The organism is Pseudomonas sp. R37(2017) (assembly GCF_002113375.1).
Classification (GTDB): Bacteria; Pseudomonadota; Gammaproteobacteria; order Pseudomonadales; family Pseudomonadaceae; genus Aquipseudomonas.
In genome coordinates, this window is record NZ_NEHO01000007.1 from 212,957 (window position 1) to 233,094 (window position 20,138).

General features: G+C 60.2%; 18 protein-coding genes. 10 read left to right on the forward strand and 8 right to left on the reverse strand.

Annotated features, from left to right (window positions below; genetic code table 11):
- Window positions 1–83 precede the first annotated feature (83 nt).
- Window positions 84–2,534 (reverse strand): glycogen/starch/alpha-glucan phosphorylase, encoded by a 2,451-nt coding sequence (locus tag CAG47_RS14210; RefSeq protein ID WP_085725490.1) that lies wholly within the window; start codon window positions 2,532–2,534, stop codon window positions 84–86.
- Between the two features lie 255 nt (window positions 2,535–2,789).
- Here CAG47_RS14210 and CAG47_RS14215 point away from each other — a divergent pair, with 255 nt between their 5' ends.
- Window positions 2,790–3,227 (forward strand): YkgJ family cysteine cluster protein, encoded by a 438-nt coding sequence (locus CAG47_RS14215; protein ID WP_085725491.1) that lies wholly within the window; start codon window positions 2,790–2,792, stop codon window positions 3,225–3,227.
- A 218-nt stretch (window positions 3,228–3,445) separates the two neighbouring features.
- Here CAG47_RS14215 and typA read toward each other — a convergent pair whose 3' ends face one another.
- On the reverse strand, window positions 3,446–5,266 hold the full coding sequence (typA, locus tag CAG47_RS14220; RefSeq protein WP_085725492.1) for a translational GTPase TypA: 1,821 nt from the start codon (window positions 5,264–5,266) through the stop codon (window positions 3,446–3,448).
- 139 nt (window positions 5,267–5,405) lie between these two features.
- Window positions 5,406–6,860, reverse strand: coding sequence for a tRNA uracil 4-sulfurtransferase ThiI (thiI, locus tag CAG47_RS14225; RefSeq protein ID WP_085725493.1), 1,455 nt, complete (start codon window positions 6,858–6,860; stop codon window positions 5,406–5,408).
- A gap of 328 nt (window positions 6,861–7,188) precedes the next feature.
- On the opposite strand from thiI, the gene glnA reads away from it, so the two are divergent.
- Window positions 7,189–8,595, forward strand: a complete 1,407-nt coding sequence (glnA, locus tag CAG47_RS14235; protein ID WP_085725495.1) for a glutamate--ammonia ligase — start codon at window positions 7,189–7,191, stop codon at window positions 8,593–8,595.
- A gap of 186 nt (window positions 8,596–8,781) precedes the next feature.
- Window positions 8,782–9,297 carry a DUF4124 domain-containing protein gene (locus CAG47_RS14240; protein ID WP_085725496.1) on the forward strand — a complete coding sequence of 172 codons (516 nt, stop codon included), beginning with the start codon at window positions 8,782–8,784 and terminating at the stop codon, window positions 9,295–9,297.
- A gap of 22 nt (window positions 9,298–9,319) precedes the next feature.
- On the opposite strand, the gene CAG47_RS28030 is transcribed toward CAG47_RS14240, so the two are convergent.
- Window positions 9,320–9,520 (reverse strand): hypothetical protein, encoded by a 201-nt coding sequence (locus CAG47_RS28030; protein ID WP_143515850.1) that lies wholly within the window; start codon window positions 9,518–9,520, stop codon window positions 9,320–9,322.
- Between the two features lie 23 nt (window positions 9,521–9,543).
- On the opposite strand from CAG47_RS28030, the gene glnL reads away from it, so the two are divergent.
- Complete coding sequence (glnL, locus tag CAG47_RS14245) at window positions 9,544–10,629, forward strand: nitrogen regulation protein NR(II) (RefSeq protein WP_085725497.1); 1,086 nt, start codon at window positions 9,544–9,546, stop codon at window positions 10,627–10,629.
- Entirely contained in the window at window positions 10,626–12,062 is a 1,437-nt protein-coding gene (gene ntrC, locus CAG47_RS14250; RefSeq protein WP_085725498.1) for a nitrogen regulation protein NR(I), read from the forward strand. The genes glnL and ntrC overlap by 4 nt, the downstream gene beginning before the upstream one ends.
- Before the next feature lie 477 nt (window positions 12,063–12,539).
- Here ntrC and CAG47_RS14255 read toward each other — a convergent pair whose 3' ends face one another.
- Window positions 12,540–12,980 (reverse strand): hypothetical protein, encoded by a 441-nt coding sequence (locus CAG47_RS14255; RefSeq protein WP_085725499.1) that lies wholly within the window; start codon window positions 12,978–12,980, stop codon window positions 12,540–12,542.
- Between CAG47_RS14255 and trmL the strand changes: the two genes are divergently transcribed.
- A complete protein-coding gene (gene trmL, locus CAG47_RS14260) occupies window positions 12,979–13,434 on the forward strand; it encodes a tRNA (uridine(34)/cytosine(34)/5-carboxymethylaminomethyluridine(34)-2'-O)-methyltransferase TrmL (RefSeq protein WP_085725500.1) in 456 nt (151 codons plus the stop codon). The two genes, CAG47_RS14255 and trmL, sit on opposite strands and share 2 nt — an antisense overlap.
- A 131-nt stretch (window positions 13,435–13,565) precedes the next feature.
- Here the strand turns inward: trmL and secB are convergent, their stop codons facing one another.
- From secB to CAG47_RS14275, 3 genes are read right to left on the reverse strand one after another with little or no spacing between them, the layout of a single operon-like run.
- On the reverse strand, window positions 13,566–14,051 hold the full coding sequence (secB, locus tag CAG47_RS14265) for a protein-export chaperone SecB (protein WP_085725501.1): 486 nt from the start codon (window positions 14,049–14,051) through the stop codon (window positions 13,566–13,568).
- 57 nt (window positions 14,052–14,108) lie between these two features.
- The gene (grxC, locus tag CAG47_RS14270; RefSeq protein ID WP_085725502.1) at window positions 14,109–14,363 is read right to left on the reverse strand and encodes a glutaredoxin 3; all 255 of its coding nucleotides are present in this window, start codon (window positions 14,361–14,363) and stop codon (window positions 14,109–14,111) included.
- Between the two features lies 1 nt (window position 14,364).
- A complete protein-coding gene (locus CAG47_RS14275; RefSeq protein WP_085725503.1) occupies window positions 14,365–14,778 on the reverse strand; it encodes a rhodanese-like domain-containing protein in 414 nt (137 codons plus the stop codon).
- 152 nt (window positions 14,779–14,930) lie between these two features.
- Between CAG47_RS14275 and gpmI the strand changes: the two genes are divergently transcribed.
- From gpmI to CAG47_RS14295, 4 genes are all read left to right on the forward strand, one after another.
- A complete protein-coding gene (gene gpmI, locus CAG47_RS14280; RefSeq protein ID WP_085725504.1) occupies window positions 14,931–16,460 on the forward strand; it encodes a 2,3-bisphosphoglycerate-independent phosphoglycerate mutase in 1,530 nt (509 codons plus the stop codon).
- A 242-nt stretch (window positions 16,461–16,702) separates the two neighbouring features.
- A complete protein-coding gene (locus CAG47_RS14285) occupies window positions 16,703–17,998 on the forward strand; it encodes a murein hydrolase activator EnvC (protein WP_085725505.1) in 1,296 nt (431 codons plus the stop codon).
- Window positions 17,999–18,029: 31 nt separating this feature from the next.
- Window positions 18,030–19,349 (forward strand): S41 family peptidase, encoded by a 1,320-nt coding sequence (locus CAG47_RS14290; protein ID WP_085725506.1) that lies wholly within the window; start codon window positions 18,030–18,032, stop codon window positions 19,347–19,349.
- A 1-nt stretch (window position 19,350) separates the two neighbouring features.
- On the forward strand, window positions 19,351–20,127 hold the full coding sequence (locus tag CAG47_RS14295; RefSeq protein ID WP_085725507.1) for a divergent polysaccharide deacetylase family protein: 777 nt from the start codon (window positions 19,351–19,353) through the stop codon (window positions 20,125–20,127).
- Window positions 20,128–20,138: the final 11 nt, after the last annotated feature.

The window sequence follows — 20,138 nt, forward strand, 5'->3', positions numbered from 1 at the left end:
ACCCTGCCGCTCGGTAATCCGTCACCCAGTATATCGATCCGGCCCGGCAACAACCGGGCCTTGCTCGCAGTTCTGGCTGAAAATTACTCCAGCGCCTTCCAGATCTCCGTGGCGTACTCGCCAATGGTCCGGTCCGACGAGAACCAACCCATCCGCGCCGTGCTCAACACCGCCGAACGCCACCATTCTTTCGAATCGTGCCAATGGGCTTCGACGCGCATCTGTGCATTCCAGTACGAGTCGAAATCGGCGCAGACCAGGAAACGGTCGTAATCCACCAGCGAATCGATCAGGCCGGTGTAACGGGACGGATCATCCGGCGAGAACACCCCGCCACGGATCGCTTGCAGCACATCGTTCAGACGATGGGACGCGGCAATGTCCGGTGCCGCATTGAACTCATGGTTCTGCTTGCGCGCCTCCACCTGCTGCGCGCTGAGACCGAAGATGAACATGTGCTCGGTGCCGATGCGCTCGCTCATTTCCACGTTGGCCCCGTCCAGGGTGCCGATGGTCAGCGCGCCGTTCAGGCCGAACTTCATGTTGCTGGTGCCTGAGGCTTCGAAACCGGCGGTGGAGATCTGCTCGGACAAATCCGCCGCCGGAATGATGCTCTCCGCCAGGCTGACGTTGTAGTTGGGCAGGAACACCACCTTGAGCAAGCCGCGCACGGTCGGGTCGTTGTTCACCACCCGGGCGATGTCATTGGTCAGCTTGATGATCAGCTTGGCCTGGTGATAACTCGCGGCGGCCTTGCCGGCGAAGATTTTCACCCGCGGCACCCAGTCGATTTCCGGCTCCGCGCGGATCGCCTGGTACAACGCCACGGTGTGCATCAGGTTGAGCAACTGGCGTTTGTACTCGTGGATCCGCTTGACCTGCACGTCGAACATCGCCGCCGGGTTGACCGCCACGCCCAGCCGCTCATGGATCAGGTAGGCCAGGGCTTTCTTGTTGTGCAGGCGTTGCTCGGCGAACGCCTTGCGGAATGTGTTTTTCTCGGCGAACGGCTCCAGGGCGAGCAAGCGCTCCTGCGGGTTGTCCAGCACCTCGGAGCCCAGGGTATCGACCAGCATCGAGGTCAGCTCGGGGTTGGCCTGGTACAGCCAGCGGCGGAAGGTGATGCCGTTGGTCTTGTTGTTGATTCGCTCCGGGTAGAGCTTGTGCAGTTCGGAGAACACCGTCTTGCGCATCAGTTGCGTGTGCAGAGCGGAAACGCCGTTGACGCTGTGGGAGCCGAGAAACGCCAGGTTGCCCATGCGCACCCGACGACCGTTGTCTTCCTCGATCAGCGACACCGCGCGCAGCACGTCGAAGTCGTGAATGCCCTTGGCGCGCAGGGAATCGATGTGCTGGGCGTTGATCAGGTAGATGATCTGCATGTGCCGCGGCAGCATGCGCTCCATCAAGCCGACCGGCCAGGTTTCCAGCGCTTCGGGCAGCAATGTGTGGTTGGTGTAGGACAACGTATCGACGGTGACCTGCCACGCCGCATCCCACGCCACGTCATAGACGTCGACCAGTTGCCGCATCAGCTCGGCCACGGCAATCGAGGGGTGAGTGTCGTTGAGCTGGATCGAAGCGTGATCGCCCAGGGTCAGCACCGAGGTGTGCATATTGCGATGGCGACGCAGCAGATCCTGCAATGAGGCGGCGACGAAGAAATACTCCTGGCGCAGGCGCAACTCCTGGCCGGCCTCGGTACTGTCCGCCGGGTACAGTACCCGGGAGATGCTCTCGGCCCGAGCCACTTCGGCCACGGCACCCAGGTGGTCGCCGGCGTTGAAACGCTCCAGATGCAGTTCTTCCATGGCCCGGGCACGCCACAGGCGCAGCGTGTTGACGCTCGCCCCGCGCCAGCCGACCACCGGCGTGTCGTAGGCAATGGCCCGGACGGTTTCCGCCGGGTGCCAAACTTGCCTGGACTTGCCGCTGTCATCGATCACGGTTTCAACGCCGCCGCCAAAGCCGATCGGGTACACCACCTCCGGTCGCTCGAACTCCCACGGGTTGCCGAAATCCAGCCAGTGCTCGGTTTGCTCCTGCTGCCAGCCGTCGACAATAGCCTGGCGGAACAACCCGTGCTCATAGCGGATGCCGTAGCCATGAGCAGCGATACCGAGGGTCGACATGCTTTCCAGGAAGCACGCCGCCAGACGCCCGAGGCCGCCGTTGCCCAGGGCCGCATCGGGCTCCAGCAAGCGGATGCGCTCAAGGTCGACGCCGAGTTCGGTCAGCGCTTCGCGGGCCACGTCGAGCAGGCCGAGGTTACTCAGGCTGTCGAACAGCAGTCGGCCGATGAGAAATTCCAGGGAGAGGTAATAAACGCGCTTCTGACCTTTGCGGTAGATCTGCCGCGTGTGGTCCATCCAGTGCTCGACCATGTGATCCCGCGCCGCCAGGGCGATGGCTTCGAACCAGTCATGGTCGAAGGCGTGATCCGGGTCTTTACCCACTGCATAAGTGAGTTTGGTCAAGACGGCGTCGCGGAATGCGGCCACCTCTGCTTCGCGAACAAGTGGTTCTTGAGTCATCGATAGGACCTCGAGCGAGCTTGGAGTTGTCTGAGCCTAGACGGTCTGACAGGCGGTAGAGGCTCTGATTCGGCAGTTGTTCCCTTGAAGACGAGCTGGATCGACGTTGCGTTGTCATGTCCCTGAATGGATGCAGGGCTCGTGCCTGTTTTCCGGCTGCTTGCACCGTCTGCAAAAAAACTGGCGAAAGGTTGTTCAAAAATCCACCAGTCCCGGTATGATCGCGCGCCCTGATGCACACGCTGGTAACAAACGATGATGAAGCCGAACCTGATCGCTGCCGCAGAGATCGACCGCCTCGATACCTGGGCCAAGTATTCTGCCCCGATGTGCGGCTCGTGCATGTCCAGCTGCTGCACCCTGCCGGTCGAGGTCAAGATCAAGGATCTGGTGCGCATCGGTGTGGTCGACGAGTTCGAGCTTGGCGATCCGCCAAAGAACATCGCCAAACGCCTGCAAAAGGAAGGCCTGGTCGAGCGCTTCAACCAGAAGTCAGGAATCTTCACCCTCCAGCGCATGAGCAACAACGATTGCTACTACCTGGATCGTAAGAGCCGTCTGTGCACTATTTATGAAAAGCGCCCGGATACTTGCCGCAACCACCCGAAAATCGGCCCGCGGCCGGGGTATTGCGCGTACAAGCCGAAGGAAGTGGAGCGCGAGCGGAATTCGCGGAGTATCGAGCGGTTCTGATTTTTCCTGATTTTTTTGGCGACTGATAAGCCGCCATCGCGAGCAGGCTCGCTCCCACAGGGGTTCTGTGGTGTTCCCTCAATTTGTGGCTCACCTCGAACCCTGTGGGAGCGAGCCTGCTCGCGATGGGGCCAGAACAAACACCGTACAACCCCAGACAAACAAAAACGCCCCCGGCCTTTCGACCGGGGGCGTTTTCGTTCAGCCGGGGCTAAATCTTATGCCTTGGCTTTCTTGGCAGCACGGGTACGCTCGCCTTCGTCCAGGATCTTCTTGCGAAGACGGATGGACTTCGGAGTGACTTCGCACAGCTCGTCGTCCTGGATGAATTCCAGAGCCTGTTCCAGGGTGAAGCGAACAGGTGGAACCAGGGCGATGGTTTCGTCTTTACCCGAAGCACGCATGTTGTCGAGCTTCTTGCCCTTGGTAGGGTTGACGCCCAGGTCGTTGTCGCGGCTGTTCAGGCCGACGATCTGACCGTTGTAGATTTCCTGACCGTGCTCGACGAACAGCTTGCCGCGCGCCTGCAGGGTTTCCAGGGAGTAGGTCAGCGCCTTGCCGGTCTCTACCGATACCAGAACACCGTTCTGACGGCCGGACATGTGGCCGGACTTCATGGTGTCGTAGCGATCGAAGATCGAGGTCAGGATGCCTGCACCGTTGGTCAGGGTCAGGAACTGGTTACGGAAACCGATCAGACCACGTGCTGGAATGTTGTACTCCAGACGCACACGGCCCTTGCCATCCGGGGACATGTTGGTCAGGTCGCCTTTACGCAGACCCATTTCTTCCATGACCTTGCCCTGGGACTCTTCAGGGATGTCGATGGTCACGTTTTCGAACGGTTCCTGCTTGGTGCCGTTCACTTCGCGGATGATTACTTCAGGACGGCCTACAGCCATCTCGAAGCCTTCGCGACGCATGGTTTCGATCAGAACCGACAGGTGCAGCTCACCACGGCCGGATACCTTGAACTTGTCGGCCGAGTCGCCTTCTTCAACTTTCAGGGCAACGTTGTACAGCAGTTCCTTGTCCAGACGCTCCTTGATGTTACGGGAGGTCACGAACTTGCCTTCTTTACCGCAGAACGGCGAGTCGTTTACCTGGAAGGTCATGGAAACGGTCGGCTCGTCAACGGTCAGCGGCTTCATCGCTTCAACGTTGTTCATGTCGCACAGGGTGTCGGAGATGAACAGCTCTTCGAAGCCGCTGATGCAGACGATGTCGCCGGCAGCCGCTTCTTCAACGTCGATGCGGTGCAGACCGTGGTGACCCATCAGCTTCAGGATACGGCCGTTGCGCTTCTTGCCTTCGGTGTCGATGGCGACAACCGGAGTGTTCGGCTTGACGCGACCGCGAGCGATACGGCCAACGCCGATCACACCCAGGAAGCTGTTGTAGTCCAGAGCGGAGATCTGCATCTGGAACGGACCGTCACGGTCAACAGCCGGCGCTGGAACGTTGTCGACGATCGACTGGTACAGCGGGGTCATGTCTGCGGCCATGTCGGTGTGGTCCAGACCGGCGATGCCGTTCAGGGCCGAGGCGTAGACGACTTTGAAGTCCAGCTGTTCGTCGGTGGCACCCAGGTTGTCGAACAGGTCGAAGATCTGGTCCAGAACCCAGTCAGGACGCGCGCCCGGACGGTCAACCTTGTTGATCACGACGATTGGCTTCAGACCGGCTTCGAAAGCCTTCTTGGTCACGAAACGGGTTTGCGGCATAGGGCCGTCTTGAGCGTCGACCAGCAGCAGAACGGAGTCGACCATCGACATTACGCGTTCAACTTCGCCGCCGAAGTCGGCGTGGCCCGGGGTGTCCACGATGTTGATGTGGTAGCCGTTCCAGTTGATGGCGGTGTTTTTCGCCAGAATGGTAATGCCGCGCTCTTTTTCCTGGTCGTTGGAGTCCATCACGCGCTCGTCGTTGAGCTCGTTGCGCTCCAGGGTGCCGGATTGACGCAGGAGTTTGTCTACCAGGGTGGTCTTGCCATGGTCAACGTGGGCAATGATGGCGATGTTGCGTAGATTTTCGATCACTTGTGTATCTCGATCAGAGGATTCGGTGTGCTGACAAGTCTTGGCAGCGATTAACAGTAGCGTCCGTGAAAGCCGTTACAGCTTGACGGTGGCATCGGGGGGCCGGTGACGCAGGCCACAGGCAAACAGCCCCGGGCACTTAGCTCGGTCGATAAACGCGCACATTGGCATGCCCCTCACTGAGCAGATGGTGGGCATGCAGGCGACTCATCACGCCTTTGTCGCAATACAGCAGGTACTGGCGAGTAGGGTCCAGTTCCTTGAAACGAGCGTTCACTGCATAAAACGGCATCGTTTGTACCTCGATGCCAGCAAGCTCCAGCGGGTCGTCTTCAGCGGCATCAGGGTGACGGATGTCGATGACAATCTGACCGGCCAGCGCTTCGCTGACTTCTTCAATCTGCAAGTCCTGGCCCAATTCGTCGATCACGCGATCGATCGGTACCAGCCTGGCGTTCTCGAGCGCACGCTCAAGGATCGCCATATCGAACTCTTTCTCTTCATGCTCGACGCGATAGCGCTTGGCTGCGGTCTTCGGATTGACCGAGATGACGCCGCAGTACTCCGGCATGTGCCGGGCGAAATCGGCGGTGCCGATCTCGATGGCCGTATCGATGATGTCCTGCTTGTGGCTGGCGATCAGCGGACGCAGGACCAGCTTGTCGGTCACGCAGTCGATCACGTTGAGGTTCGGCAGCGTCTGGCTCGACACCTGGGAGATCGCCTCACCGGTCACCAGCGCCTCGATGTGCAGTCGGTCGGCAATTCGTTCGGAAGCGCGCAACATCATACGCTTCAATACCACGCCCATATGACTGTTATCGACTTTGCCGAGAATTTCGCCGAGCACTTCCTCGAACGGCACACTGACAAATAGCACGCGTTGGGAACTGCCGTACTTCTTCCAGATGAAATGCGCGACTTCCATGACGCCCAGTTCGTGGGCACGTCCGCCCAGATTGAAGAAGCAGAAATGCGCCATCAGGCCGCGGCGCATGATCTGGTAGGCCGCCACGGTGGAGTCGAAGCCGCCGGACATCAGCACCAGCGTCTGCTCCAGGGCGCCCAGCGGATATCCGCCGATGCCGTTGTGCTGGCTATGGATCACGAACAACCGTTGGTCGCGAACTTCGATGCGGACTTCGACTTCAGGCTTTTTCAGGTCGATCCCGGCGGCACCGCACTGACGGCGCAACTGGCTGCCGACATATTTCTCGACATCGATCGAGCTGAAGGGGTGCTTGCCGGCGCGCTTGCAGCGCACCGAAAAGATCTTGCCGGCCAGTGCATCACCGTAGTGCTGCTTGCACTTTTCAACGATGTCGTCGAAATCGCCCAGCGGGTATTCGTCGATTTGCAGGAAGTGCGCGATGCCCGGCATGCAGCGCAGGCGCTCGCCCATCTCCTTCAGGGCCCTGGGGTCACTGACGCGGGTTTCCAGCTCGAGGTTGTCCCATACGCCGTTCACCACCACAGCCGGGTCCAGATCGCGGAGCACGGCACGGATGTTCTTGGCCAGCTGACGGATGAAACGCGTCCGTACCGGGCGGCTCTTGATGGTGATCTCGGGAAAGACTTTTACGATTAGTTTCATGAAAACAGCGCGCGCAGGGCCTGCCGAAAAAGGGGGGCGCGGATTATAGCGGAAATTGCTCAAGGTTTAACCAATTAATGTGCAGAAGGTTTTGCACGCACCAAAACAGGTCATTTCCTGTAATTAACGCCACATTGTAGGGCGAGATTTTCCGCTTTAACGCGCTTTTGCGCCCGCGAAGCGTGAATTTGGGGCAAAAAACCCATGGTGGGGCACTGGCATGCAATTTGCTCCCTTGTGAGGCAGGTTGCCTTGGCAGAGTATTCGCGCCGGCATCACCCACATTTAAGGGCATCCATTACTAGCCCGAAGCCACCCGGAGGACACTATGTCGAAGTCGGTTCAACTCATCAAAGATCATGACGTCAAGTGGATTGATCTGCGCTTCACGGACACCAAAGGCACTCAGCACCACGTGACCATGCCGGCTCGCGATGCGCTGGATGACGACTTCTTCGAAGTCGGCAAAATGTTCGACGGTTCCTCCATCGCTGGCTGGAAAGGCATCGAAGCCTCCGACATGATCCTGATGCCGGACGACTCCACCGCTGTTCTGGACCCGTTCACCGAAGAGCCGACCCTGATCCTGGTCTGCGACATCATCGAACCTTCGAGCATGCAAGGCTACGACCGCGACCCACGTGCGATCGCCAAGCGCGCCGAAGAGCACCTGAAAGCCACCGGTATCGGTGACACCGTATTCGCCGGTCCAGAGCCAGAGTTCTTCATCTTTGACCAAGTGAAGTTCAAGTCCGACATTTCCGGCTCCATGTTCAAGATCTACTCCGAACAAGGTTCGTGGATGTCCGACCAGGACGTGGAAGGCGGCAACAAAGGCCACCGTCCAGGCGTCAAAGGCGGCTACTTCCCGGTTCCACCGTTCGACCACGACCACGAAATCCGTACCTCCATGTGCAACGCACTGGAAGAAATGGGCCTGACCGTCGAAGTTCACCACCACGAAGTGGCAACTGCCGGCCAGAACGAAATCGGCGTCAAGTTCAACACCCTGGTGAAGAAAGCCGACGAAACCCAAACCCTGAAATACGTTGTGCACAACGTAGCCGATGCCTACGGCCGCACCGCTACCTTCATGCCTAAGCCTCTGTACGGCGACAACGGCTCGGGCATGCACGTACACATGTCGATCTGGAAAGAAGGCAAGAACACCTTCGCTGGCGAAGGCTATGCCGGCCTGTCCGACACCGCCCTGTACTTCATCGGCGGCATCATCAAGCACGGTAAGGCCCTGAACGGCTTCACCAACCCGGCCACCAACTCCTACAAGCGTCTGGTTCCAGGCTTCGAAGCTCCAGTGATGCTGGCCTACTCGGCTCGCAACCGTTCCGCTTCGATCCGTATTCCTTACGTGTCGAGCCCGAAAGCCCGCCGTATCGAAGCACGCTTCCCGGATCCGGCCGCCAACCCATACCTGTGCTTCGCGGCACTGTTGATGGCTGGCCTGGACGGCATCCAGAACAAGATCCACCCTGGCGACGCTGCTGACAAAAACCTGTACGACCTGCCGCCTGAAGAGGCGAAAGAGATCCCACAAGTTTGCGGCAGCCTGAAAGAAGCCCTGGAAGAGCTGGACAAAGGTCGTGCGTTCCTGACCAAAGGCGGCGTTTTCAGCGACGACTTCATCGACGCTTACATCGCTCTGAAAAGCGAAGAAGAAATCAAGGTACGTACCTTCGTACACCCACTGGAATACGAGCTGTACTACAGCTGCTGATCCGGTAGCGCCTGCGCAAGCGGCGTGAACGAGAGGCCTCCTTCGGGAGGCCTTTTTTTATGGTTCTTCACGGATTTCCGCTGCCCGGCGGATCTCGGCAAATCATGCCCAAATGTTTAGCGGTTTGGGATAAGCACCAAGCCTGACCTATGCTGCCACCCAACATTTTCGCTGCCGGTCGATTCCATGGGTCGTTGTTTTCTCTTCATCCTGCTGCTGATCGCTCTGCCCGCCACGGCGCAGATCTACAAGTACACGGACGCCAGCGGCGCCACCACCTACAGCAATCAACCGCCTGACGACGTCAGCGCCGAACCGGTCGACTTGCCGCCCCTCAACAGCATCGAACGCCAGCCTCCCGGCGAAACCGCACCCACGACTCAAGCCACACGCAATGCACAACCCCACAAGGCTTATGAAGCGCTGGAGCTGATCGGCCTGCCCACCAGCGAAGCCCTGCGCGCCAACGACGGAACATTCACCGTAACGGTACTGATCAAGCCACGCCTGCAAAGCCCCCATCTGCTGCGTCTGCTACTGGACGGCCAGCCCTACGGCCAGCCAGGCAACGTACCGACCCTGCAACTGGTGAACATCGATCGCGGCGAACACCGTCTTGCGGTGCAGGTGATCGACGGCAAATCCATCGTGCAGCAGAGCCCGACCGTAACTTTCACCTTGCAGCGCGCGCGAAAGCCTTGAATGTGAGGATTTCAAGCCCTGCTCAGGCTTGCGCACTATATTGGTGCGAGAAGTTGCGCCTAAACTGAATTACAACCCATTTTGGTTCGAAACCATTCGCAAAAGCTGGCAAAGCGCCACGCAAACGAGCGTCAAACGCCTGTTTCAGGGCTTTGGCGCTTCTTTTCGGAGCCTTGGTTTGGTTTTTGCATTTTCCCCGCATCAACGCTTGTTTCTTGCGCATGCTCCGCCCCAAAAGAGGTCCCGATGACTATTAGCGACGCTCTCCACCGTTTGCTACTCGACAACCTCACCACCGCCACCATCCTGCTCGACGCCGAACTGCGCCTCGAGTACATGAACCCGGCGGCTGAAATGCTGCTGGCCATCAGCGGTCAGCGCAGCCATGGGCAGTTCATCAGTGAACTGTTTACCGAATCGACCGAAGCGCTGAACTCCTTGCGCCAGGCCGTCGAACAAGCGCACCCGTTCACCAAGCGCGAAGCCATGCTCACCGCCCTCACCGGCCAGACCCTGACCGTCGACTACGCGGTAACGCCGATTCTGAGCGATGGCCACACGATGCTGCTGCTCGAAGTCCACCCCCGTGACCGCCTGCTGCGAATCACCAAGGAAGAGGCACAGCTTTCCAAACAGGAAACCAGCAAGATGCTGGTGCGCGGCCTGGCCCATGAAATCAAGAATCCCTTGGGCGGGATTCGCGGCGCAGCTCAGTTGCTGGCCCGGGAGCTGCCGGAAGAAAGCCTGCGCGACTACACCAACGTCATCATCGAAGAAGCCGACCGCCTGCGTAACCTGGTGGACCGCATGCTCGGCTCCAACAAGCTGCCTTCGCTGGCCATGTGCAATGTCCACGAAGTGCTTGAACGTGTCTGCCATCTGGTGGAAGCCGAAAGCCAGGGCTGCATCACCCTGGTGCGCGACTACGACCCGAGCATCCCCGACGTCCTGATCGACCGCGAGCAAATGATCCAGGCGGTCCTGAACATCGTGCGCAACGCGATGCAGGCCATCAGCAGCCAGAACGAGCTGCGCCTGGGCCGCATCAGCCTGCGCACCCGTACCATGCGCCAGTTCACCATCGGCCATGTACGCCATCGCCTGGTGACCAAGATCGAGATCATCGACAACGGCCCGGGCATTCCCGCGGAACTTCAGGAAACCATCTTCTTTCCCATGGTCAGCGGTCGTCCGGACGGTACCGGGCTGGGCCTGGCCATTACCCAGAACATCATCAGCCAGCACCAGGGCCTGATCGAATGTGACAGCCACCCCGGCCACACCACTTTCTCGATCTTTCTGCCACTGGAACAAGGAGCCACATCGACATGAGCCGTAGTGAAACCGTGTGGATCGTCGATGACGACCGTTCTATCCGTTGGGTCCTGGAAAAAGCCTTGCAACAGGAAGGCATGACCACGCAAAGCTTCGACAGCGCCGACGGCGTGATGAGCCGTCTGGCGCGCCAGCAGCCGGACGTGATCATCTCTGACATCCGCATGCCGGGCGTCAGCGGCCTGGACCTTCTGGCGCGGATCCGCGAGCAGCACCCCCGACTGCCGGTCATCATCATGACCGCTCACTCCGATCTGGACAGCGCTGTCGCGTCCTATCAGGGCGGTGCCTTCGAGTACCTGCCCAAGCCGTTCGATGTCGATGAAGCGGTTTCACTGGTCAAGCGCGCCAACCAGCACGCCCAGGAGCAACAGGGCCTGGAAGTTGCCCCGGCATTGACCAGCACCCCGGAAATCATCGGCGAAGCGCCGGCGATGCAGGAGGTGTTTCGCGCCATCGGCCGCCTGAGCCATTCCAACATCACCGTGCTGATCAACGGCGAATCCGGCACCGGCAAAGAGCTGGTCGCCCACGCCCTGCACCGCCACAGCCCGCGGGCCGCCTCGCCGTTCATCGCACTGAACATGGCGGCGATCCCCAAAGACCTGATGGAATCCGAACTGTTCGGCCATGAAAAAGGCGCATTTACCGGCGCGGCCAACCTGCGCCGCGGGCGCTTCGAACAGGCGGACGGCGGTACGCTGTTCCTCGATGAAATCGGCGACATGCCGGCAGACACCCAGACCCGCTTGCTGCGCGTACTGGCTGACGGCGAGTTCTACCGCGTCGGCGGTCATGTGCCGGTGAAGGTCGATGTGCGCATCATCGCCGCGACTCACCAGAACCTGGAAACCCTGGTGCATGCCGGGAAATTCCGCGAGGACTTGTTCCATCGCCTCAACGTGATCCGCATCCACATCCCGCGCCTGTCGGACCGTCGCGAAGACATTCCGACCCTGGCCAGGCACTTCCTCAGCCGCGCCGCCCAGGAGCTGGCCGTCGAGCCGAAGCTGCTGAAAAACGAAACCGAGGAATACCTGAAGAACTTGCCATGGCCCGGCAACGTGCGGCAGCTGGAGAACACCTGCCGCTGGATCACCGTGATGGCTTCGGGTCGCGAAGTGCACATCGGCGACCTGCCGCCGGAACTGCTGAGCCTGCCACAGGACTCGGCCCCCGTGACCAACTGGGAACAGGCCCTGCGCCAGTGGGCCGACCAGGCGCTGGCCCGTGGCCAGTCGAGCCTGCTCGACAGCGCCGTGCCGGCCTTCGAGCGGATCATGATCGAGACCGCCCTCAAACACACCGCCGGTCGCCGCCGCGATGCCGCCGTCTTGCTGGGTTGGGGGCGTAATACCCTGACGCGCAAGATCAAGGAATTGGGGATGAAGGTTGATGGTGGGGATGATGATGAGGGGGATGAGGGTTAAACAGCCTGTAGTTATTCGCTGATCGTAAGAGCCAATCGCGGGCAAGCCCGCTCCCACAAGGTTAACGGGTGTTCATTCGATCGTATGAACACCGAAAATCCATTGTGGGAGCGGGCTTGCCCGCGATGCTTTTAGGGGCTGAAGTGCACCGACTGAATGCACCGTGAACCGCAATCGCGCACGGTAACCGACCCGAAAACCTGTGTGCGCTCACAATCGAACCCCTATCGAAAAAAAGCACGAAAGCCCCGGATTACGGGGCTTTCGACGTTATACGCGAGTTTCTGTTTCAACTTATTAAAACCTGGCACGCCCCCTGCAATAACCCTGTCAGGTGAATCAGTTCACCTACCCGGTTTCGGGGACCTTGGTACAGGCAGGCCGGGGATTCCCCTCTTTACATCGGGCTCACACCGCACTCGCGACGAGCCTCCCGTTTCGGGAACCCTGGTACAGGCAGGCCGGGGATTCCCTCTTTTATTGCTCCCGGAGATGGATCTCCAGCCGCCAGCGGTCATCGACCTCGCTACCGGTCCACTCGCCCCGCAGGGGCCGGGCCGCCACGAGCGTCAGCAACAGCCCCCCATCGCTCAAGCGTACCCGCCAGTTCACGTCCTTGCCGTCGAGCTTGAGCTGGCCTTTCTGCGCCTTGCCCTCGGCACCAAACAGCAGCGCGACACTGCCGTCGACGATTTCGCCATGGGTCTTGGGTTCGTTGTTGAACCACACCACCAGTCCGTCGCCGGTCACTTCAACCTGCTGCAACTGACTGGGGTCTGGCGCGGTCAGGCGACCGATCATCAACCCGACCATCACCCCGACAATCGCCAGCGAGCCCATCACCCGCAGGAATAGTTTCGAACGCACGCCTTCTGGCGGCGTAGAATGCGCGTCATCTTTACCTTCGGAGCCGTGCATGTTTCACGTCATCCTTTTCCAACCAGAAATTCCGCCGAATACCGGCAACGTTATCAGGCTGTGCGCCAACAGTGGCTGCCACCTGCATTTGATCGAACCGCTGGGCTTCGAGATGGACGACAAGCGCCTGCGCCGGGCCGGCCTCGATTACCACGAGTATGCCACCCTGCAACGCCACGCGGACCTTGCCAGCTGCCTGGAGAGCCTCGGCCATCCACGACTGTTCGCGTTCACCACCAAGGGTTCGCGGCCGTTCCACGACGTGAGCTTCGCCCCGGGCGACGCCTTCCTGTTTGGCCCGGAAAGCCGTGGCCTGCCCGCCGAAGTGCTGGATGCCCTGCCTGGCGACCAACGTCTGCGCCTGCCGATGCGCGAAGGTTGCCGCAGCCTGAACCTGTCGAATACCGTGGCTGTAGCCGTGTACGAGGCCTGGCGCCAGAACGGCTTCAAGTAACACCGCATAAAAAATGTGGGAGCGAGCCTGCTCGCGAAAGCGGTGTACCAGGCGACATTGATGTCATCCGATACGCCCTCTTCGCGAGCAGGCTCGCTCCCACATTGAATTGCTGTGGCGATTGGAACCGCTTACTGAACGGTCGGAGTCTCGCCAGCCGCCTGCATGCGTTGCAGCTCTTGCGCGTACAGCGCATCGAAGTTCACCGGCGCCAGCATCAATGCCGGGAACGAACCGCGGGTCACCAGGCTGTCCAGGGTTTCGCGAGCGTACGGGAACAGGATGTTCGGGCAGAACGCACCCAGGGTGTGGCTCATCGAAGCGGCGTCCAGGTTCTTGATCAGGAAGATCCCGGCCTGTTGCACTTCAGCGATGAACGCCACTTCGTCACCATTTTTCACGGTAACCGACAGGGTCAGCACGACTTCGTGGAAGTCGGCTTCCAGCGCCTTTTGACGGGTGTTCAGATCCAGCGCGACGCTAGGCTCCCACTGCTGGCGGAAGATCGCCGGGCTTTTCGGAGCTTCGAAGGACAGGTCACGCACATAAATGCGCTGCAAGGAGAATTGCGGTGCAGTTTCTTCTTCGTTCGCAGCAGTGTTCTGTTGGTCAGTCATCGCAGATCCTTCTTGATCCAGGGTTCTTTTAGGTTTGCTGGTTTGGGGGTATTGCCGTCAGGCCTTGAGCAGCGCGTCGAGCTTGCCGGCGCGCTCCAGGGCGAACAAATCATCACAACCGCCGACGTGGGTGCTGCCGATCCAGATTTGCGGCACGGACGTACGTCCGGCCTTCTGGGCCATCGCAGCGCGCACCTGCGGCTTGCCATCGACCTTGATCTCCTCGAACGCCACGCCTTTGCTCGCGAGCAGATGCTTGGCCCGGGAACAATAACCGCAGTAATCACTGGAATAGACGACGACGCTACTCATATCACTTCACCAGCGGCAGATTGTCGGCTTTCCAGCTGGAAATACCGCCGGACAGCTTGGCGGCGGTGAAGCCGGATTTCATCAGTTCGCGGGCGTGGGTGCCGGCGGTCTGGCCCATGGCGTCGACCAGGATGATGGTCTTGGCCTTGTGCTTTTCCAGTTCGCCAACGCGGGCGGCCAGTTTGTCCTGGGGAATGTTCACCGCACCGACAATGTGACCGGCGGCGAAATCCTTGCTCGGACGAATATCGACCACAAGGCCTGCGTCCTTGTTGACCAGGCCGGTCAGTTCGCCGGTGCTCAGGCTGCGGCCGCCGCCCTGCATTTGATAGGCAATCAGCAACGCCAGCAGTACGACGAAGATACCGACGAGAATGTAGTGGTTAGTGGCGAATTCAATCAGGTGAGCAACCATCGAAGGAGGATCCAGGGCGTTAAAATGTCGGCCAGTATACACAGCCACTATGGTCGGCCAAACCCCGTCCGGCGGTGACGTGGCCGGAACTTCGCTTTAAACTGCCACTCCCTTTTCCATCGCCTCTTTCAATTCAGCCACGAGTGGATTCCATGACTACCACGCCTAAACCTTTGGTCCTGATGATTCTCGACGGCTTCGGTCACAGTGACAGCCCCGAATCCAATGCCATCTATGCGGCCAGGAAGCCCGTACTCGACCGTTTGTGGGCCACCGTGCCGAACGGCCTGATCTCGGGCAGCGGCATGGACGTCGGCCTGCCGGATGGCCAGATGGGCAACTCGGAAGTCGGCCACATGAACCTGGGCGCCGGCCGCGTGGTGTATCAGGACTTCACTCGCGTGACCAAATCGATCCGCGACGGCGAGTTTTTCGAGAACCCGACCATCTGCGCCGCCGTGGACAAAGCCGTCGCCGCCGGCAAGGCCGTGCATTTCATGGGCCTGCTGTCCGATGGCGGCGTGCATAGCCACCAGGATCACCTGGTCGCCATGGCCGAACTGGCCTTCAAGCGCGGCGCGCAAAACATCTACCTGCACGCCTTCCTCGACGGCCGCGACACTCCGCCGAAAAGCGCGCAATCGTCGATCGAATTGCTCGACGCGACCTTCCAGGCCCTGGGCAAAGGCCGGATCGCCAGCCTGATCGGCCGTTACTACGCCATGGACCGCGACAACCGTTGGGACCGCGTTTCCCAGGCCTACAACCTGATTGTCGATGGCCAGGGCGAGTTCAGCGCCGCCACCGCCCAGGAAGGCCTGCAAGCCGCCTACGAGCGCGGCGAGAGCGACGAATTCGTCAAGGCAACCACCATCGGCGAGCCGGTGAAAGTCGAAGATGGCGATGCCGTGGTGTTCATGAACTTCCGCGCCGACCGCGCCCGCGAGCTGACCCGCGTGTTCGTCGAAGACGACTTCAGTGAGTTCGAGCGCGCCCGCCAGTCGAAACTGGCCGGTTTCGTCATGCTGACCCAGTACGCCGCCAGCATCCCTGCGCCGTCGGCTTTCGTTGCCGGCAGCCTGGAAAACGTGCTGGGCGACTACCTGGCGAAAAACGGCAAGACCCAGCTGCGCATCGCTGAAACCGAAAAATACGCCCACGTGACCTTCTTCTTCTCCGGTGGCCGCGAAGAACCGTTCCCGGGCGAAGAGCGCATCCTGATTCCGTCGCCGAAAGTCGCCACCTATGACTTGCAACCGGAAATGAGCGCACCGGAAGTCACCGACCGCATCGTCGATGCCATCGAGAACCTGCGTTACGACGTGATCGTGGTCAACTACGCCAACGGCGACATGGTCGGCCACAGCGGCGTGTTCGAAGCGGCGGTCAAGGCCGTTGAATGCCTGGACCAGTGCGTGGGTCGCATCGTCGACGCCCTGGAAAAGGTCGGCGGCGAAGCCTTGATCACCGCAGACCACGGCAACGTCGAGCAAATGGCCGATGAAACCACTGGCCAGGCGCACACTGCGCATACCACCGAGCCGGTGCCTTTCATCTATGTCGGCAAGCGCGACTTGAAGGTCCGCGAAGGCGGCGTGCTGGCGGACGTGGCGCCGACCATGCTGAAGCTGTTGGGCCTTGAACAACCGGCGGAAATGACCGGGACTTCGATTCTGGTGTAACCGGGATATCCCAAACACCGAATAACCTTGTGGGAGCGAGCCTGCTCGCGAATACGGAGCATCAGTCGACATCATTGTTGCCTGACGCACCGCTTTGGCGAGCAGGCTCGCTCCCACATTGGTTTTGGGGTGTTTTTAGATGCAACTCCAGCCCAGTTATCACACAGTCAGAAATGGGCATTTTTTTTGCCGTCCATGGCGGGCATACTAGGCCGTCCCTTTCCCTGGTGCCGCCTGCCCCTATGCTTCGCGTCCTGATAGCCCTCGCCCTGACATGCCTGCTCCAACCGGCCTTTGCTGACGAGCGTGCAGAAACCCAACAACAGTTGGACGCCACGCGTCAGGACATTGCCGAGCTGAAGAAAATGCTGGGCAAGCTGCAGGAAGAAAAGTCCGGCGTGCAGAAAGAGCTCAAGGGCACCGAAACCGAAATGGGCAAGCTCGAGAAGCAGGTCGAAGCCCTGCAAAAAGAGCTGAAGAAAAGCGAAGCCGAGCTACAGCGCCTCGATGCAGAGAAAAAAAAACTCCAGAGCGCGCGCACTGAACAGCAACGACTGATCGCCATGCAGGCCCGGGCGGCCTACCAGAACGGTCGTCAGGAGTACCTCAAGCTGCTGCTCAACCAGCAGAATCCGGAAAAATTCGCCCGTACCCTCACCTATTACGATTATCTGAGCCAGGCCCGCCTGGAGCAGTTGAAGAGTTTCAACGAAACCCTGCGCCAACTGAGCAATGTCGAAAAAGACATTGCCATGCAGCAGGCACAATTGCTGGTGCAACAAAGCAGCCTCGACACTCAGCGTGGCGAACTCGAGAAAGTTCGCCAGGAGCGCCAGCAAGTCCTGGCCAAGCTCAATGAAGACGTAAAGGCTCGCGATCAAAAACTGGCGGCGCGCGAGCAGGATCAGGCAGACCTGTCTAAAGTCCTTAAAACCATTGAAGAAACCCTGGCCCGCCAGGCCCGTGAGGCAGAAGAAGCGCGAAAAAAAGCGCTGATTGCCCAGCAGGAAGCCGAAAAAAAGCGTTTACGTGAGGCCCAGGCGCAGGCGGATGCCAGCGACGACGCCCCACGCAAACCGGTCAGATCGACACCTGGCGCACTGGTTTCCAGCTCCGGCGAAACCTTTGGCGGCCCGTTTTCATCAACCCGCGGCAAACTTCCCTGGCCTGTCGATGGTCGATTGCTGGCGCGCTTCGGTGAAAGCCGTGGCGACGATGCAAGGACCAAGTGGGATGGCGTGATGATCGGCGCGTCCGCCGGCAGTGCGGTGCATGCCGTACACGGTGGTCGAGTGGTGTTCGCCGACTGGTTGCGCGGCGCCGGGCTGCTGGTGATTCTCGACCACGGCAATGGCTATCTGAGTCTGTACGGTCACAACCAGACGTTGCTCAAGTCTGCCGGTGACGTTGTAAAAGCCGGTGAACCCATTTCCACTGTCGGTAACAGTGGCGGGCAGGACACACCAGCGCTGTATTTCGCAATTCGTCAGCAGGGTCAGCCGAGTGACCCTGCGCAATGGTGCCACGCGCAAGGATAGGCGCGTCGCCTAATTCAGGAGTTCGTTTGACATGCTGCATTTGTCCCGCCTTACCTCGCTGGCCCTGACGATCGCCCTGGTGATTGGCGCGCCCCTGGCGTTCGCCGCTCAACCAGCCCCGGCGGTCGCGCCTGCGGGCACTGCCGCGACCACCAAGGCACCCCTGCCGCTGGATGAGTTGCGCACCTTTGCCGAGGTGATGGACCGGATCAAGGCCGCCTATGTCGAGCCGGTGGACGACAAGACCCTGCTGGAAAACGCCATCAAGGGCATGCTCAGCAACCTTGATCCGCATTCGGCCTACCTCGGCCCTGAAGATTTCGCCGAGCTGCAGGAAAGCACCAGCGGTGAATTCGGCGGCCTGGGCATCGAAGTCGGCGCCGAAGACGGCTTCATCAAGGTGGTTTCGCCCATTGATGACACGCCGGCCTCCAAGGCTGGCATTCAGGCCGGCGACTTCATCGTCAAGATCAACGGCCAGCCCACCCGCGGCCAGAGCATGACCGAAGCCGTGGACAAGATGCGCGGCAAGATCGGCGAAAAAATCACCCTGACCCTGGTACGCGACGGCGGCACGCCGTTCGACGTGACCCTGGCCCGCGCCGTCATTCAAGTGAAGAGCGTGAAGAGCCAGTTGCTGGAGTCGGGCTACGGCTACATCCGCATCACCCAGTTCCAGGTCAAGACCGGCGAAGAAGTCTCCAAGGCCCTGGCCAAGCTGCGCAAGGAGAACGGCAAGAAGCTCAAGGGCATCATTCTCGACCTGCGCAACAACCCGGGTGGCGTGCTGCAGGCGGCGGTGGAAGTGGTCGACCACTTCATCACCAAGGGCCTGATCGTTTACACCAAGGGCCGCATCGCCAACTCCGAGCTGCGCTTCTCTGCTACCGGCAAGGACGAAAGCGAAGCCGTGCCAATGGTCGTGCTGATCAACGGCGGCAGCGCCTCGGCTTCGGAAATTGTCGCCGGCGCCCTGCAGGACCAGAAACGCGCCGTGCTGATGGGCACCACCAGTTTCGGCAAAGGTTCTGTGCAAACCGTGCTGCCACTGAACAATGAACGCGCCTTGAAGATCACCACGGCGCTGTATTACACGCCGAACGGCCGCTCGATCCAGGCCCAGGGCATCGTCCCGGACATTGAAGTGCGCAAGGCCAGGATCACCAGCGAGCAAGACAACGACTACTTCAAGGAAGCCGACTTGCAGGGGCACCTGGGCAATGGCAACGGCGGTGCCGACAAACCGACCGGCTCCAGCAGCAAAGCCAAGCCGATGCCACAGGACGATGATTACCAACTGGCCCAGGCCCTGAGCCTGCTCAAAGGGCTGAGCATCACGTCCGGCCGTTGAGATGTTTCTGCGGTTGCTGATCGGTCTGTTGTGTTGCCTGGCGGGTGTTGCTCACGCAGAGCCCGCCGGATCGACGCCCCACAAAGCCTACCTGAGCCTGATCATCGATGACCTGGGGCAGAACCTGCCTCGGGATCGCCGGGTGCTGGCCCTGCCCGGCCCAGTGACCACGGCGATCATGCCGGATACGCCCCACGCCACCGAATTCGCCCGCGAAGCCCATCGCGCCGGCAAAATCGTCATCCTGCACATGCCCATGGATCCTGCCACCGGACCATTCGCCTGGCATCCCGAGTTGCCCATCGATGAACTGGAAAAGCGCCTGAACGCGGCGTTCAGAATGGTCCCGTACACCAGTGGCATCAACAACCACATGGGCAGCCGCATGACAGCACAACCGGTCGCCATGGCCTGGCTGATGGCGGACTTGCAACGACGGCACAAATTCTTCGTCGACAGTCGCACCAGCGCCCAGACCGTGGCCGCTGCCCAAGCGCAGAAAATCGGTCTGGCGAGCGTTTCGCGGGATGTGTTCCTGGACGATGAACGCACTGAGGCAGCGATCCTGACCCAGTTGCAGACCGCGATCAGTCTCGCGCACAAGCAGGGTTCGGCGGTGATGATCGGTCATCCGTATCCGCAGACACTGGCGGTTCTGGAGCGAGAGCTGCCCAAGTTGAAGGCCCAGGGGATCGAGTGGATCGATATCAAGCAAATGATCAGCGTGCGCGGTAATCGGGCGACGGCTGCCCATGGGAAGGATGGGGTGTACCGCTAATCCGCCTGTGG